Annotated in this window: 14 protein-coding genes and 3 tRNA genes; 10 read left to right on the top strand and 7 right to left on the bottom strand. The window is 49.9% G+C overall.

All coding sequences use genetic code 11. The annotated features are described in order from the left end of the window. Positions 1-35 precede the first annotated feature (35 nt). Both BUQ98_RS06960 and BUQ98_RS06955 read left to right on the top strand, forming a co-directional pair. Entirely contained in the window at positions 36-776 is a 741-nt protein-coding gene (locus BUQ98_RS06960; protein ID WP_074213108.1) for an ABC transporter permease, read from the top strand. A gap of 6 nt (positions 777-782) precedes the next feature. After that, positions 783-1,460: an ABC transporter permease gene (locus BUQ98_RS06955; RefSeq protein ID WP_021024004.1), complete on the top strand. Its 678-nt coding sequence runs from the start codon at positions 783-785 to the stop codon at positions 1,458-1,460. 131 nt (positions 1,461-1,591) lie between these two features. Here BUQ98_RS06955 and xthA read toward each other — a convergent pair whose 3' ends face one another. Beyond that, positions 1,592-2,395, bottom strand: coding sequence for an exodeoxyribonuclease III (xthA, locus tag BUQ98_RS06950; protein WP_074213107.1), 804 nt, complete (start codon positions 2,393-2,395; stop codon positions 1,592-1,594). Between the two features lie 134 nt (positions 2,396-2,529). Next, a complete protein-coding gene (locus tag BUQ98_RS16925) occupies positions 2,530-2,730 on the bottom strand; it encodes a hypothetical protein (RefSeq protein ID WP_139294654.1) in 201 nt (66 codons plus the stop codon). A gap of 546 nt (positions 2,731-3,276) precedes the next feature. Between BUQ98_RS16925 and BUQ98_RS06940 the strand changes: the two genes are divergently transcribed. The 5 genes from BUQ98_RS06940 to arsJ all read left to right on the top strand — a co-directional run bounded on the left by BUQ98_RS06940 (position 3,277) and on the right by arsJ (position 7,496). Next, the gene (locus BUQ98_RS06940) at positions 3,277-3,612 is read left to right on the top strand and encodes a metalloregulator ArsR/SmtB family transcription factor (RefSeq protein WP_074213105.1); all 336 of its coding nucleotides are present in this window, start codon (positions 3,277-3,279) and stop codon (positions 3,610-3,612) included. Positions 3,613-3,676: 64 nt separating this feature from the next. Continuing rightward, entirely contained in the window at positions 3,677-4,738 is a 1,062-nt protein-coding gene (arsB, locus tag BUQ98_RS06935; RefSeq protein ID WP_074213104.1) for an ACR3 family arsenite efflux transporter, read from the top strand. 106 nt (positions 4,739-4,844) lie between these two features. After that, positions 4,845-5,186 carry a metalloregulator ArsR/SmtB family transcription factor gene (locus tag BUQ98_RS06930; RefSeq protein ID WP_074213103.1) on the top strand — a complete coding sequence of 114 codons (342 nt, stop codon included), beginning with the start codon at positions 4,845-4,847 and terminating at the stop codon, positions 5,184-5,186. 11 nt (positions 5,187-5,197) lie between these two features. Continuing rightward, positions 5,198-6,205, top strand: a complete 1,008-nt coding sequence (locus BUQ98_RS06925) for an ArsJ-associated glyceraldehyde-3-phosphate dehydrogenase (RefSeq protein WP_074213102.1) — start codon at positions 5,198-5,200, stop codon at positions 6,203-6,205. A 73-nt stretch (positions 6,206-6,278) separates the two neighbouring features. Further along, positions 6,279-7,496 carry an organoarsenical effux MFS transporter ArsJ gene (arsJ, locus tag BUQ98_RS06920; RefSeq protein ID WP_074213618.1) on the top strand — a complete coding sequence of 406 codons (1,218 nt, stop codon included), beginning with the start codon at positions 6,279-6,281 and terminating at the stop codon, positions 7,494-7,496. Between the two features lie 57 nt (positions 7,497-7,553). Here arsJ and BUQ98_RS06915 read toward each other — a convergent pair whose 3' ends face one another. Further along, positions 7,554-9,458 (bottom strand): methyl-accepting chemotaxis protein, encoded by a 1,905-nt coding sequence (locus tag BUQ98_RS06915; RefSeq protein ID WP_175566293.1) that lies wholly within the window; start codon positions 9,456-9,458, stop codon positions 7,554-7,556. 294 nt (positions 9,459-9,752) lie between these two features. On the opposite strand from BUQ98_RS06915, the gene BUQ98_RS06910 reads away from it, so the two are divergent. Further along, positions 9,753-10,721 (top strand): glutathione S-transferase family protein, encoded by a 969-nt coding sequence (locus BUQ98_RS06910; RefSeq protein ID WP_074213100.1) that lies wholly within the window; start codon positions 9,753-9,755, stop codon positions 10,719-10,721. Positions 10,722-10,774: 53 nt separating this feature from the next. On the opposite strand, the gene BUQ98_RS06905 is transcribed toward BUQ98_RS06910, so the two are convergent. From BUQ98_RS06905 to BUQ98_RS06895, 3 genes are all read right to left on the bottom strand, one after another. Continuing rightward, a tRNA-Tyr gene (locus tag BUQ98_RS06905) sits at positions 10,775-10,859 on the bottom strand. A 22-nt stretch (positions 10,860-10,881) separates the two neighbouring features. Further along, positions 10,882-10,966: transfer RNA gene (locus tag BUQ98_RS06900), tRNA-Tyr, on the bottom strand. Positions 10,967-10,988: 22 nt separating this feature from the next. Continuing rightward, a tRNA-Tyr gene (locus BUQ98_RS06895) sits at positions 10,989-11,073 on the bottom strand. Between the two features lie 286 nt (positions 11,074-11,359). Here BUQ98_RS06895 and BUQ98_RS06890 point away from each other — a divergent pair. Continuing rightward, positions 11,360-12,481: an efflux RND transporter periplasmic adaptor subunit gene (locus BUQ98_RS06890; RefSeq protein ID WP_074213099.1), complete on the top strand. Its 1,122-nt coding sequence runs from the start codon at positions 11,360-11,362 to the stop codon at positions 12,479-12,481. Continuing rightward, positions 12,482-15,631: a multidrug efflux RND transporter permease subunit gene (locus tag BUQ98_RS06885; protein ID WP_074213098.1), complete on the top strand. Its 3,150-nt coding sequence runs from the start codon at positions 12,482-12,484 to the stop codon at positions 15,629-15,631. It begins immediately after the preceding gene. Between the two features lie 85 nt (positions 15,632-15,716). On the opposite strand, the gene queC is transcribed toward BUQ98_RS06885, so the two are convergent. After that, the gene (queC, locus tag BUQ98_RS06880; RefSeq protein WP_074213097.1) at positions 15,717-16,412 is read right to left on the bottom strand and encodes a 7-cyano-7-deazaguanine synthase QueC; all 696 of its coding nucleotides are present in this window, start codon (positions 16,410-16,412) and stop codon (positions 15,717-15,719) included. Between the last annotated feature and the right edge of the window lie 111 nt (positions 16,413-16,523).

Raw genomic sequence — 16,523 nt, 5'->3', positions numbered from 1 at the left:
GCAGGCGGGCAGCATGAAAGTGCTGCCCGAATCATATGATTGATTTGAAAGGTTACGAGTGGTCCCTGCTTGAAGGCGCATGGGTGACCCTTCAGGTTGCGCTGCTCTCGTTAGGTCTTGCCATGCTACTGGGTATGCTGGGCGCACTGGCGAAACTCTCCAAATTTGGCTGGCTGCGTGGGATAGCGACGGTCTATACCACGGTCATACGCGGGATCCCTGATCTGGTGCTAATGATGCTGATTTTTTACGGCGGTCAAATGCTGTTGAATAACAGCTTATATGGCATGAATGAGTGGCTGAACGAATACATGGCCGGTCAAAATCCCAATCACGACTGGACATCTTATTTACCTGACTATATTGATGTGAGCCCATTTATTGCCGGGATCCTAACCATCGGGTTTATCTTTGGTGCTTACATGGCGGAAACCTTCCGTGGCGCTATCATGGCGGTGGACTCCGGTGAAATGGAAGCCGCACGTGCTTATGGGATGAGTAGCAGTCTGGCGTTTCGTCGAATTTTATTACCGCAGATGATCCGTCATGCGTTACCCGGTTTTGGCAACAACTGGCTGGTGCTATTAAAAACCACCGCATTGGTCTCCATTATTGGCCTCGATGATATGGTGCGTAAAGGCGCATTGGCAGCCGGCTCGACCCAGATGCCATTTACTTTTTACTTTACCGTTGCGCTCATTTTCTTGCTCTTTACCAGCATCTCGACCACCGGGCTGCGCTGGATGGAGCGTCGCTTTAGTATTCATACGCGGTAGGTGCACATGGATTTTTCGTTAGTACTTGAGACCTGGCCGATTTATCTTGATGGACTCTGGACCACGGTTTGGCTTGTGGCGTCAGCGCTAGTGATTGGCTTACTCGTCGCGGTACCCGTGGCGGTGGCACGCAATGCACAATTCCCTTTGTGGCGTTATCCAGCTTGGGCGTTTATCTACTTTTTCCGTGGTACACCGTTGCTGATCCAATTGTATTTGATTTACTACGGGTTAAGCCAAGTGGTCAATGTTGAAGACTCGTTGTGGCAACATGCATGGTTTTGTGCGCTCGTCGCGTTCGTTCTCAACACTGCCGCGTACACCGCTGAAATTATTCGTGGCGCCATCAATGGCTTGCCCAAAGGGGAAGTGGAAGCGGCGATTGCCTATGGCATGAGTCCTTATAAAGCCTTTTCACGGATCATTTTGCCCAGTGCGATGCGTCGTGCGTTGCCGGCGTACAGTAACGAAGTGGTGTTTATGCTACATGGCTCAGCCGTAGCGGGCATTATCACCATTGTTGATCTCACTGGGGCGGCTCGGATTGTGAATTCGCGCTATTATGCACCGTTTGAATCGTTTTTGACCGCCGGTGTATTTTATATGGCGCTGACATTTAGCATCCTCTGGATGTTCCGATTGGCCGAGCGTCGCTTCTTACGTCATATGCGGCCATTAAGTTAGTGCTCACTACAGGCTCGTCGCTATAAGCACAGACTTATCGCTATCAACGAAAAACGCCGCAGCATGGCCGTGCTGCGGCGTAATACTATTAAGCGGCATTGTTAAGCACGCTTTCGGTGCCAATCGGGGGCTTATTTAAAGGTGGCCCAAATTGGCGCGTGATCGGAGGGCTTTTCAATCCCGCGCAGCTCGTAGTCAATCCCCGCATCAATACAGCGGCTGGCAAGATCTTGGGTGGCTAACACCACATCAATGCGTAGGCCACGGTTATCATCAAAGCCGCGCGATCGGTAGTCAAACCACGAGAACTGATCGTTCACGCTTGGATGCAGGGCACGGAAGGTGTCAACAAACCCCCAGTCCATCAGAGTGCCCAGCCACTCACGCTCTTCGGGCAAGAATGAGCACTTGCCGGTGCGTAACCAGCGTTTGGCATTTTGCTCACCAATGCCGATATCATCGTCTTTCGGGCTGATATTAATATCGCCCATCACCACCAACTGCTCGCTCGGATCACGGCCAGCTAAATAGGTCATTAAGTCTTGATAAAACTTACGCTTGGCGGGGAATTTGGTTTCATGGCTGCGGTTTTCCCCTTGCGGGAAGTAACCGTTGAGCACAGTGATTGGCTTGCCGTTTTCGTCTTCAAAGGTCGCCATGATCATCCGGCGTTGAGCGTCCTCGTCATCAGTAGGAAAGCCTTTTTGCACGCTGATAGGGGACTTTTTACATAGCATTGCCACGCCATAATGGGCTTTTTGGCCATGAAAGTGCACTTCATAACCCATTGCTTCGACGTCGGCGAGCGGGAAGGCATCATCATGCACCTTGGTTTCTTGCAACCCGATCACGTCAGGTTGATGCTTTTCAATCAAGGCTTGTAGTTGATGTAAACGCGCACGAATACCGTTGATATTAAAGGAGATGATTTTCACGTGTGAGGCTGCCTTTGTTGTCTTGTTAATAGCAAGACACTTTACCAGCTTCGTTCAATGAACGGAAAGGCGGCCTCAATGCAATGCTCGGCGAAAAGTGACGAGAATGCGCGGTACGTGAATAAAAGGGGAGGTTAGCTTGCGATCGAAAAGGCGCCTAAGCACTCACCTTGACTAAAAATCGCGCCTTCTTGGGTGCGGGGGTCAAAACGCAGGGTAGGTTGAGACAAAACTGGAAGACGATGAAGCAAATGCTTGAGGATAATATCCCCATTGAACTGATGAATCGCGACTTGCCAGTTGGCAAGGTTAGGAAGAGAAAAATTAACTATCAATGGCGTTCCTTACTGATTTTAATGTGGTTGATGGTGTTTGTGGTTGTGTTTGCGCACGGCGTAAATGATACCAGTGACGCAGTCTGCCGTTTGTTGCAGCCATATTGGATCTCCATAGGTTTAAAGGTTCGTGGCGAGTTATCGCGTGTTGCAATCAATCGCATGTGCCGCTAATGAGTCAGCCCATGTCGATTCCGCATCACAGTAGATAAAGTGATGCCAACGAACGGTTTATAGCAAAGTGTTCAGTTAACGGGTTATCAATCTAGGAAAAAAGCGAAAGTGGATTGCTGCAGAGAGTCTATGCGGGAAATAGCGTGGTCTGTCTCGACTTTGACTTGATGTCTTTTGATGCTCCGTATCTAGAGCTTTGGTCACACTACAGCATTTTATGACGATGTAAAGGGTTTTTTAGATAACCACGGATTCGTCGCTAAATAGGTGTATTTGCTCGTGATACGTTACCTGTCTGCATACTGTACGTCATTTGACATATGATTTTTCATATATATGATTAATCGTATATATCGGAAAGAGAAAATGCAGATGTGTCACACACTCACTTTTTACAAGGCCTTATCTGAGCCCACTCGGCTCACCTCTCTCTTGCTGCTGTCAGAGCACGGTGAACTATGCGTATGTGATCTGATGGAGGCGTTAGCCCTAAGCCAACCAAAGATTTCTCGGCATTTGGCGGAGCTACGTAAGCACCAATTGGTTGTCGGAGAGCGTCGAGGAAAGTGGGTCTACTACCAATTGCATCCAGCCTTACCTGAGTGGATGAGCGGTGTTTTGCGCACCACTGCCATCAATAATCCCTCGCTTCTGAGCCCTGTCACGCCTGTGATGCAGGGAAAGACGGCTTGTGAGGATCATCAATAGTTAACCTCTCGCATCATGATGGGTGCCTGTTATTCAACGTCAGTAATCACCAAGGATTTGTAATATGACTCAATCTGAAACCTGTGCGCCGTCGGCCGCCCAAAAGATGGGGTGGCTTGATCGGTATTTAACGGTATGGATTTTTCTCGCTATGGCCATAGGGGTCAGTATAGGGTGGGTTTATCCAGAAGTGGCGACCCTCAGTGAGCGCTTATCGGTCGGCAGCACCAATGTACCGCTGGCGATTGGCTTGATCTTAATGATGTATCCGCCATTGGCAAAAGTGAATTATCGTTTATTGGGCTCGGTCACGCGCGATAAAAAAGCCATCACGCTGTCGCTGATCATGAACTGGGTGGTAGGCCCTATTCTGATGTTCACACTGGCGGTGCTGTTTTTACGTGATGAGCCAGGCTACATGGCGGGAGTGATATTGATTGGTCTTGCCCGTTGTATCGCCATGGTCTTGGTGTGGAACGATATCAGTGGCGGTAACAAAGAGTATGGCGCAGCCCTAGTGGCACTGAATAGTTTATTTCAGATCCTGACTTACAGTGTGATGGCATGGCTATTTATCACCGTTTTACCCCCCATGCTGGGCCTACAAAGTTTTGTGGTGGATGTCACCATGGGGGAAATCGCACAAAGTGTGCTGATTTACTTGGGTATCCCTTTTGTAGCGGGTTACCTATCACGAGCCGTGTTGGTCGCTAAAAAGGGTGAGCAATGGTACGAAGATGTCTTTCTGCCACGTATCTCACCGATGACGTTAATCGCTTTGTTGGCGACCATTGTGTTGATGTTTAGCCTCAAAGGGGAAGCGATTATTGCGTTGCCGCTTGATGTGTTGCGTATCGCTGTACCGCTAGTGACCTACTTTGTGTTGATGTTCTTTATTAGCTTCTTTGTGGGCAAAAAATTGGGGATCCCGTATGACCGTAATGCGTCAATTGCGTTTACTTCATCTGGCAATAACTTTGAGTTAGCCATTGCGGTGGCGATCGCGGTATTTGGCATTCACTCTGATCAAGCCTTTGCGGGGGTGATAGGGCCACTGGTAGAAGTGCCCGTATTGATTGCCTTGGTGAATGTCGCGCTAAGGATGAAGCGGCGTTATACGATTTAATATGAAGCTTTTATGAATTCCTGCCTGTCCCAGTTGCATGCATGTTTGGGTCTATTAATATGCGCATATCCATATATGCATTTAGTAAAGCGTTATGAGAGAGCCTATGTTGCCTCACCAGTTTTTCAAATTATTGGCCGATGAAACGCGCGTGCGGTGTTTGCTGTTAATTGCTCGTGAAGGGCAGTTATGTGTGTGCGAGCTCACCGAAGCGCTGGACACCTCGCAGCCGAAGATTTCACGCCACTTGGCGCAATTACGTGCCTGCGGTGTGTTGGTTGATACGCGCCAAGGGCAGTGGGTGTTTTATCGTTTAGCTGCCGATTTACCCGGCTGGATGCGCAAACAAATTCAAGGGCTGGTGGACTCCAACTGCCTAAAAGATACTTATCAAGAAGATATCACGCGGCTTGCCAAGATGGCGTCTCGCCCCACCTGCTGCGTGTAAAGGAGAAGGCAATGACAATTAAAGTCGGGATCAATGGGTTTGGTCGTATCGGCCGCTTGGCACTGCGGGCCGCATTTGATTGGCCAGAGCTCGAATTTGTGCACATTAATGATGTGGCGGGAGATACGGAAACGCTGGCGCATTTGCTGGAGTTTGACTCGGTACAAGGGCGCTGGTATCACGCGGTGAATACCGAAGGCAACCGTATCCAGATTAACGGTCAAACACTGACGACAAGCCAAGAAAAAGCGATTGATGCAGTCGATTGGTCAGGCTGCGATGTGGTGATTGAGGCCACAGGAAAACACCGTGACGCGGATTTGCTGCAAAAATACTTGGACCAAGGCGTAAAGCGTGTGGTTGTCTCTGCGCCAGTCAAAGATGAGCGAGTGGCGAATATTGTGGTGGGAGTGAATGACGCGATATTTGAACCGAGTAAACATCGAATCGTTACCGCAGCGTCGTGTACCACGAACTGCTTGGCTCCGATTGTGAAAGTGATCCATGAAAAACTGGGAATTGCGCAGTCGACCTTCACCACCATTCATGATTTAACCAATACTCAAACGATTTTAGATGCGCCGCATAAAGACTTACGTCGTGCCCGCGCGTGCGGTATGAGCTTGATCCCGACCACCACAGGATCGGCGACCGCCATCGTGGAAATTTTCCCGGATCTAAAAGGCAAGATTAATGGCCATGCGGTGCGTGTACCACTCGCCAATGCGTCGCTGACGGATGTGATCTTTGACGTGGAAACCGATACCACTGCTGATGAGGTGAACGCCCTGCTGCAAGAAGCCGCGGACGGCGAGCTCAACGGCATTCTTGGCTTTGAGGCGCGTCCGTTAGTCTCGATTGATTACCGTGGCGATCAGCGCTCCACCATTGTCGATGGTTTATCCACCATGGTGGTGGGTAAGCGTATGGTCAAAATCTATGCGTGGTATGACAACGAAATGGGGTATGCCACGCGCACCGCTGAGTTGGTGCGCAACGTCGGCGGCGTTGATCAGTAATCGCTTTTTTATAGGGTAGCGATGCGTGCCCCGTGCCGCATCGCCCTTTTTTGTATGTGAATCGATGACCACTATGTTTGCTCAATTAAGCCAATCCGTGCGCCAGTATATGCTGGTCACCTTTAACTATTGGAATTTTACCATCACCGACGGCGCACTGCGGATGCTGGTGGTGCTGTATTTTTATGAGTTGGGCTACGGCACGTTAGAAATCGCCTCGCTGTTTTTGTTTTACGAATTCTTCGGGGTGGTCACCAACCTTATCGGTGGATGGCTCGGTGCGCGTTTAGGCCTCAATCGCACCATGAATATTGGCCTTGGCATGCAAATTATCGCGCTTGCCATGTTAGCCGTGCCAGCCGTTTGGCTCACCATTCCCTGGGTGATGGCTGCTCAAGCCTTGTCTGGGATTGCGAAAGATCTGAATAAAATGAGCGCTAAAAGCGCGATTAAAACCTTAGTGCCTGACGACGCACAGGGAGCGTTGTTTAAGTGGATTGCGATCTTGACGGGTTCGAAGAATGCACTCAAAGGTGTGGGCTTTTTTGTTGGTGGCGCACTGCTCTCTCTGATTGGCTTTCAGTACGCAGTGGCAGCCATGGCGGGTGTATTGGTCTTGGTGTTTATCGGCAGTCTGGTATCGCTCCATGCCGATTTGGGGAAAGCCAAAAGTCAGCCCAAGTTTTCGGAAATCTTTTCTAAATCGCGCAGCGTGAACATTCTCTCCGCCGCACGGATGTTCCTCTTTGGCGCCCGAGATGTCTGGTTTGTGGTGGCGTTACCGATTTATCTTGGCACCACCTTTGGCTGGAGCCACAGTATGGTCGGGGGGTTCCTTGCGGTTTGGGTGATTGGTTACGGCGTGGTGCAAGGCGTTGCCCCGAAAATTACTGGGCGCCAATCTGGCCATTCGCCTGGCGGCAAAGCAGCGTTAGGTTGGGCATTGGCGCTCGCTGTAGTGACCGGTGCGATTGCTTACGCGATTGGTGAGCAGTGGTATCCGCAAGGGGTGATTATCGTTGGTCTCATGGTGTTCGGGGCCATTTTTGCCGTTAATTCCTCGCTGCATTCCTACTTGATTGTCAGCTATGCTAATGGCGATGGGGTGTCGCTAGATGTGGGCTTTTATTACATGGCAAATGCGATGGGACGCTTAATTGGCACCGTGTTATCCGGTTGGGTTTTTCAAGTCTGGGGACTCGCCGCGTGTCTTTGGGTGTCGTTTGTATTTTTACTGATCACCACGGTGATTTCACTGTGGTTACCGAATCGTCAACCGCAACCTCTGTAGCCTTCGTCATGACAGACCTGTGAAAAATGCCACCCAGTGGACTGGGTGGCATTTCGGTTACCATTTAAACACGGTACTGAGGCGACGCAGCTCTTCACCGACTGATGCCAAGTCTTGACTGGCCACCGAGGTCTGCTCGGACGCTTGCGACGTTTGGTCGGCCACATCTTGAATGGTATTCATGCGTTGGCTGACATCTTCCGCCGCGTGTCCTTGCTCTTTCACGGCTTGTGCTATTTGAGTGTTCATTTCCGTGATATTGCTAATTTCTGACGAAATGGATTCAAGGGCTTCACGCACTTGTTCGGTTTGTTCAACCACTTCTCCGACTTGCTGTTTACTTTTCACCATTTCACTCACCGCCGACTCGGCGCCTGCTTTGAGGGTTTCGATCATTTTCTCGATCTCGACAGTCGACTCTTGGGTTTTTTGTGCCAGTGAACGGACTTCATCCGCAACCACCGCAAAGCCTCGGCCTTGCTCACCTGCCCGTGCGGCTTCAATCGCCGCATTAAGTGCCAGTAAGTTAGTTTGATCCGAGATGCCTTTAATGACATCCAAAATAGAGGCAATGTTCTCGCTATCATCTTTGACGGTGTTGATCACTGACTCAGATTGCCCAATAGCATCAGCCAGTGTCGAAATACCTGTCACAGTGGTGCCTACTAAAGTATTACCGCGCTGTGCTTGGTCGTTAGCTTGATGTGCCGAGTCCGAGGTTGCTTCCGCTTTATGGGCCACTTCTTGCGCTGAGGCGCTCATTTGTGTGGCAGCCGCGGCAACTTGTTCAATATCTTGTTTCTGTGTTTTAACCCCGTTGGAGGTTTCGTTAGTCAGCGAAGATAGCTCCTCTGAAGAGTTGGCGATGCGGGTGATGTTGTCAGACAAATCACCAATCATTGTTTTTAGGCGGGTCGACATGGTGGAAATGGATCCGAGTAGCTCACCAATTTCGTCTTTTCTATCGGTGGCGATATTCACACTCAAATCGCCATTGGCAATTTTCTGGCTAGCTTCGACCGCTCGTTGTAAAGGTGGCACGATCATCGCGGTCATCAGCCACGAGACAGCGACACCGATCGTAATGGCAACGCCCGCTAGTACGAGGTTGGTCACTAACATGGTTTGTTCGTTTTTAGCCAGTTTCTGTTTCCCCATGTCGCGGCCTTTCTCGGCGAGATCTTCCACCGCTCTGGCCTTGGTTAACATGGTGTCATTAATTGAGCGGCGCTGCTGATAGGCGTTCACATAGGTTTGGAAAGCGTTGCGATAGGCTTCTACCCCTTGGCTCACTCGTGAGGTATCAATCTCGTCCGGTAGGGTGTTGATGAGGTTACTCATATCGATCAAGGTTGTATTGATCGCATCGGTAAATTGTCCGTCGCTAGAAAGGATGAAGTTTTTTTCTGCACGACGAGATTCGAGCATCCATTTAATTAAGCGATTTGCCTCATCGGCGACTTTCAGCGTAGCGATGATCTCGTCTGGCGATCGCCCTTGGGCGAGGTAGCGTTCGACTTTATCTTTTTGTGTTTGGCGAATATCGATCAGTGCCTGCTCAACGCGCCGCGCTTGATCGCGCATACTCGACTCGGCTTGTTCGAGCTTATCAAATTGCGCTACATACTGGTCCATGGCAGCTTGGTAAGCTTTGTTTTCTGCCATGATTTTCGTCAGTAGGGTTTGTGTTTCTTTATCGCTGACTTTTGCTTTGGTGGTTGCCGTTTGCTGATTGATAGTGTCGGTCAGTTGTTTTATTTCAGATACATAACGGCTATCGCTGCGTAAGATGAAATTCTTTTCGGTGATCCGCACTTCTTTTATGTATTTGACGATCCGATTGAGGTCATCAGCGGCCGAGACTTCGTCATTGAGTTGGGCAACGCCAGTAACAGCATTCAGCGTGACCAGAGCGGTTAATAATACCAAAATACCAAATGCGATCATGAGTTTCAGTCGCATTTTAAGGTTATACATCCATTTCATTATAAGCCCATACTGTGATGACAAGACTCTTTTACTATAGCGGCTTTATCATTTTCAGCTTGGAAATGGGGTGAAATATCTGGGTTTATATTGACAAGTTTTATGCAGAGGTGGGTCTTTATTCGATATGACAACGAAAAAGAGCACGGGAGAAATGAATACACGGTTTAAAATAAGCACTTGATCAGCTTTTTCGAATAACTCCAACAAGTGGGTCTGCCGACTTTCTCATTGATGCTTCTTATACTGGTGGCAGCAAAAGGAGGACATATGGGAAAACTAATTGACGGTGTTTGGCATGATGTGTGGTATGACACCAAGTCGTCGGGTGGTCGTTTTGTTCGTGAAGATGCGGGGTTTCGCCATTGGGTGACCGCTGATGGGCAAGCTGGCGCAAGTGGTGATGCGGGCTTTCACGCTGAATCGGGCCGATACCATCTGTTTGTCTCTCTCGCCTGTCCGTGGGCGCATCGCACCCTGATTATGCGCCATTTAAAAGGACTTGAGCCTCATATAGCGGTTACGGTCGTCGCGCCTGAAATGCTGGAGCATGGTTGGACTTTCTCAGAGCCAGAGCCTTTATATGGTTTTGACTACGCACATCAGCTATATACCAAAGCGAAGTCTGACTACACGGGTCGAGTCACCGTGCCGATTTTATGGGATAAGCAAACCCAGACGATTGTTAGTAATGAATCGGCCGATATCATTCGGATGTTTAACTCGGCGTTTAATGCCATTACGGGTAATTATGACGATTACTACCCAGAAAACTTGCGCGCGGCGATCGATCAGTGGAATGAGTTTGTTTACCCGAACGTGAATAATGGCGTTTATAAATGCGGGTTTGCCACTGAGCAAGACGCATACGAAGATGCGTTTGATCAACTTTTTAGCGCATTAACGGTATTGGACGATCATTTAAGCCGCAATCGATATTTGGCAGGCGATCAGATCACTGAAGCCGATTGGCGGCTGTTCACGACTTTGATTCGTTTTGACCCTGTCTATGTGGGCCACTTTAAGTGTAACAAGCAACGTATCGCTGATTACTGCAATTTATTTTGTTATATGAAAGAGTTATTCCAAGTGCCAGGCGTGGCTGACACGGTCGACATGCATCATATTAAAACCCATTACTATTATAGCCACGGCAACATCAACCCAACGCGCATTGTTCCCAAAGGCCCTGAGCAAGATTTATGGCTACCGCATGGTCGTGCTGCTTTAAATGGCTAGTTAATAGGAACAGATAGAACGAAAAAGGGCCAGCAGATGCTGGCCCTTAAATATGGTGGTGGAGGAAGGATTTGAACCTTCGAAGGCTGAGCCGTCAGATTTACAGTCTGATCCCTTTGACCACTCGGGAACTCCACCACGGAGTCTTGCTTTGTAAAGTTGGTGGTGGAGGAAGGATTTGAACCTTCGAAGGCTGAGCCGTCAGATTTACAGTCTGATCCCTTTGACCACTCGGGAACTCCACCACGGAGTCTTGCTTTGTAAAGTTGGTGGTGGAGGAAGGATTCGAACCTTCGAAGGCTGAGCCGTCAGATTTACAGTCTGATCCCTTTGACCGCTCGGGAACTCCACCACGAGAACGAGGCGAATCTTACCAAACCGATTGGCTCTGTAAAGGGTTTTCTCTATCTCAGCTGTTGGTTGGTGCTTTTTTCAACGCCTTGGGGACTAAATCGGATAGTAAGTGTAGTTTTTATCGTTTTTTGAAACCTGCTTGATTTCTCACAGTCTTAACTCCGTCTAGTTAACTCTCAGATTTGTATGTAATAACTATAAAAAACAACGTCTTTACAATTCTTTAAGGACAAAAAAAAGTAGATCAGTACACTAGTGCTATTAAAAACATAAGGTGTGATGCAATGAAAAAAGGGATGCTATTAGGCGTCGTTATGTTGGCGGGGATTGCTTTCTGGCTGTGGGGCGGATCGAAGCCGGTGAGCGAAGACGCTGCGGCGCCAGCGCCAAGTGCGCGCTCTGTGGACGTGATGACGGCACAAGTTGAAACCAAACCGATTGCGCCGTCGTTGTCGTTGGTAGGGAATGTCAAAGCCCACCAGCAGATTAATATCGAATCAGAGGTGTCGGCACGCATTGAAACCGTGCACGTAAAACCGGGCGAGACGGTGCAAAAAGGCGCGCCTTTGGTCACCTTTAATCGCGCGAAAGCACAAGCCGCCGTATTGGAAGCGTCGGCTTACCTCAATGATGAACAGCGTAAGCTAAAAGAGTACACCAAACTCGCGCAGCGTGGTGCGTTGACACAAACCGAACTAGAAGCACAGCAAGCCAGTGTCAATATTGCCAAGGCCCGTTTGCAATCTGCGCAATCTGATTTAGATGATCACCGATTGGTTGCGCCATTTTCAGGGCGGATAGGATTGTTTGATCTTAGCGTCGGTCAGCGTGTAGATGTGGGTGAAACCTTATTCAGCCTGGATAATCTCTCGCGCATGAACTTAGACATACAAGTCCCAGAGCAGTACTTTAGCCGTTTATACCCTCAAATGCCGGTGACTGTGACGTCACAAGCTTGGCCAGATCAGGCCTTTACCGGCAAAATCAGTGTCGTGGATTCGCGTGTCAACCTGGATGCGCTTTCAGTAAGTGCACGCGTGGCGCTGAACAACCCCGAAAGAAAATTGCAGCCGGGTATGTTGATGGAAGCCAAATTGACGCTGCCGAAACAGCAGGCGGTGATCGTGCCCGTACAAGCCCTGCAATACTCAGGAACACGCCGTTATGTGTTTCGCGTGGATGACGAAGGTATCGCCCATCGTACTGAAATTACACTGGGTGCACGGATTGATAACCAAGTAGTGGTGAGTAAAGGGCTTGAACCTGGTCAGCATATTGTGGTGCAAGGTTTGGTTAATATGCGTGATGGTGCACAAGTGTCTGTTTTAAATGCAGAACGGCCAAAAGATCAAGGTGATGACCAAAGCCGTATCGATGATACCGCGTCTGAGACGGAGGCCAGCTAAATGTGGTTGTCTGATGTCTCTGTAAAACGGCCAGTGATGGCGATTGTTTTAAGTTTGCTGTTATGTGTCTTTGGTGCTGTGTCGTTTTCGACTCTCTCTGTGCGTGAGATGCCAGATATCGATAGCCCGGTGGTGAGTATTTATACCGGTTACTCAGGGGCCTCGGCCAGTATTATGGAAAGCCAGGTCACTCAGTTAATTGAGGATGAACTGTCTGGGATCAGTGGTATTGATGAAATCACATCTGTCAGTCGTAACGGTTCATCGCGCGTAACGGTGGAATTTAAGCTGGATCACCCGCTGACCGAAGGGGTGAGCGATGTGCGCGATGCCGTGGCGCGCGCACAAGGGGGACTGCCTGATGATGCCAACGATCCGATTGTGTATAAAGACAACGGCACCGGTGAAGCGGCTGTCTATATCAACTTGGCCTCGTCTGAGATGGACCGCAACCAACTCACGGAATACGCGCAGCGTACGCTGGAAGACAGGTTCAGTTTGATCTCTGGGGTGAGCTCCGTCGATTTATACGGCGCGCTGTATAAGGTGATGTATGTGAAGCTGGATCCCACCCAAATGGCGGGGCATGGTGTCACCACCCAAGATATTCTTGACGCATTACGTGATGAAAACTTAGAGAGCCCGGGTGGAGAAATTCGTAATGACGTGATGACCATGCCGGTGCGTAGCGATCGTTTGTATCGTGATGCGGCGGATTTTAACCAACTGGTGGTACGCACCACGGCGAACGGCACTGCGATTTACTTGTCGGATGTGGCGGAGGTGGCGATTGGCTCACGTAACGAAGATGCCACCTACAAAAACAACGGCATCAATAATTTAAGTTTGGCGCTGATCCCGCAATCAGACGCTAACCCACTCGATATTTCTGATCGGGCGCATAAGCTGGTCGATGAAATGCAGGCCTTTCTGCCTGAAGGCACGCGCTTATGGGTGGACTATGACACCACTGTGTTTATCGAGCGCTCGATTGAAGAGGTGTATAGCACCTTATTTATAACGGGCGCATTGGTGGTATTGGTGCTGTATATCTTTATTGGCCAAGCACGTGCGACACTCATCCCGGCCGTGACTGTGCCCGTATCCTTGATTTCGGCGTTTATTGTGGCCTCTGCTCTTGGGTTCTCAATCAATCTGCTGACCTTGATGGCGTTGATTTTGGCGATTGGCTTGGTGGTGGATGATGCCATTGTGGTGGTCGAAAATATCTTCCACCACTTACAACAAGGCGATAAACCCTTGGTGGCCGCTTACCGTGGCGCACGGGAGGTGGGTTTTGCAGTGATCGCCACCACCGCGGTGTTGGTGATGGTGTTCCTCCCCATTACCTACATGGATGGCATGATTGGTAAGTTGTTCACCGAGTTTGCAGTGATGCTCGCCGTCACCGTGCTCTGTTCGTCCTTAATCGCGTTGACGCTCACGCCGGTGCTTGGCAGTAAATTGCTACGCTTAAATGTAACATCCAGTCCTGTGAATCGCGTGATCACCCGTGGGTTTGATGTGCTTGAAAGTTACTATCGACGCGCGTTGGGGCATGTACTGCGTTGGCGTTGGGTAGCACCTGTAGTGATTCTACTTTGTATTGGCGGCAGTGGCGTATTGATGCAGCACTTACCGTCGCAATTAGTGCCACAAGAAGATCGCGGGGTACTGTTGGCATTTGTGAAGGGGGCAGAAGGTACCGCGTACAACCGTATGGTGGGCAATATCGAGCAAATTGAGCAGCGCTTAATGCCTTTGGTCGATGCGGGGACTCTGAGCTCGGTCAGCTTACAAACACCAGCGTTTGGTGGTCGGGCCGGCGATCAAACAGGCTTTGTGATCATGCTATTGCCGGATTGGGATGAGCGCGATCGCTCCGCTCAAGCCATTCTCGGAGAAGTGCGTCAGGTGTTAAACGGTGTGCCAGATGTGCAAGTGTTCCCGTTTGCGCCCGGCTTTGGGGGTGGCAGTTCAGAGCCCGTGCAGTTTGTATTAAGTGGTCCGGACTACCCTGAGCTTCATCGCTGGGCCGAGAAGCTGGGCGAAATGGGTCGCGAGGCGGGCATGATTGACAGCCCCGATTACGACTACAACCAAAATACCCCTGAGCTAGTGGTCAAAGTAGACCGTCGTCGCGCCGCTGAACTTGGGATTTCGGTGCGGGATGTTTCCGATACCTTAGAGGTGATGCTTGGTGGCCGGGCACAGACCAGCTATGTGGATCGCGGTGAAGAATACGATGTGTATGTGCGCGGCGATGAAAAGGCCTTTAGCAGCAAAGGGGATCTTACCCGTATTTATATGCGTAGCCGCAGCGGCAAGTTGGTTTCGCTCGATGCAGTGACTACGGTGGAAGAAACAGCGTCCGCGCAGCGTTTAAGCCATACTAACAAGCAAAAGTCGATCACTTTATCGGCGCACTTAGGCGAGGATGTGACACTGGGTCAAGCGCTTGATTATCTGGATAAAATCGCGGCTGAGAACCTGCCGGCCGATATCTCGGTGGGCTATTCAGGGGAGTCGAAAGATTTTCGTGACAACCAAACCAGTGTGCTGGTGGTGTTTGGGTTAGCGCTCTTGGTTTCGTACTTGGTGTTAGCGGCGCAATTTGAAAGCTTTATTAACCCCTTGGTGGTGATGTTGACGGTGCCTATGGGGATGCTAGGCGGCTTTTTAGGCCTATGGCTGACCAACCAAGGGATCAATATCTACAGCCAAATTGGTTTGATTATGCTGATTGGGATGGTGACTAAAAACGGTATTTTGATCGTGGAGTTTGCTAACCAACTGCGTGACCGTGGCATTGCATTTGAAAAAGCGATTATCGATGCGTCAGTCCGTCGCTTGCGACCGATTCTGATGACGGCGTTTACCACCTTGGCAGGGATGATCCCACTGATCCTCTCCACCGGTGCGGGGGCGGAAAGTCGTATCGCGGTTGGAACGGTGATCTTCACCGGCATGGCCTTTGCGACCTTTGTTACCTTGTTGGTAATCCCTGCGATGTATCGTCTGCTCTCCATTCATACTCACTCGCCTGAGTATGTGGCACAGCAGTTGGATAAAGCGCTCGCGGTGGAAACTGTGCATCGGGCCAGTCATGGTGAGTTTGATACCCATCCGCATGATGAGCCGCATAAATAACCGCTGTTGTATTCTCGATACAAAAACCGCCTCTTCATTGTGAGGCGGTTTTTTATTTCTTGTCGCTGCCAGTGGATGCGCGCAGTTACGCGTTTTCGGCTTGTTTTCGCTGCAGTGTGGCTTGAACGTCCGCTTGGTTGGCGAGGTACTCATCTAAGCCACGCTGACGTAAGTGACAGGCTGGACACTCACCACAGCCCGTGCCTTTAATACCGTTATAACAGGTTAGGGTGTGGTCGCGCACAAAATCGAGGGCGTGATACTGGTCGGCCAGTGCCCAAGTCTCGGCTTTATTCAGCCACATCAGTGGTGTGACCAACGCGAGTTTTCTGTCCATGCCTTGCTCAAGGGCTTGCTGCATTGATTGAATAAAATCATTGCGACAATCAGGGTAGCCAGAAAAGTCAGTTTCGCAGACACCGGTGATCACCGCCTCAGCGCCAATTTGATAGGCGTAGATACCCGCTAAAGTCAAAAACAAGATATTACGTCCCGGCACAAAGGAATTGGGCAGGCCGTTTTCGTTCAGCGCATTGGAAACGGGAATGTTGTCGCGTGTGAGCGAGCTAATCGCCAATTCATTGAGCAAACCAACATCCAGTACCTTGTGCGCACTGACGTTGCGGTTTGCAGCAATCTCACGGGCAACATCAATTTCTTGTTTGTGGCGCTGGTTATAGTCGAACGTGAGGCAATGCACTTCGTCGTACGCTGCCTGCGCTTGAATCAAACAGGTGGTTGAATCCTGTCCTCCGCTAAATACCACAACGGCTTTTTTCATCAGTTTGTCCTTTGGCGGTGCTACTTACCCAGTGTTACACAGAGCACGGATGGTACCCCTGTGCGGTATCGACAGCAAGCCAGACGCGATGATGCAATCCGTTAGTCAGCA

This window comes from Salinivibrio sp. ES.052, from assembly GCF_900141775.1.
Taxonomy (GTDB): domain Bacteria; phylum Pseudomonadota; class Gammaproteobacteria; order Enterobacterales; family Vibrionaceae; genus Salinivibrio.
This window is presented reverse-complemented; position numbering and strand designations above follow the sequence as displayed.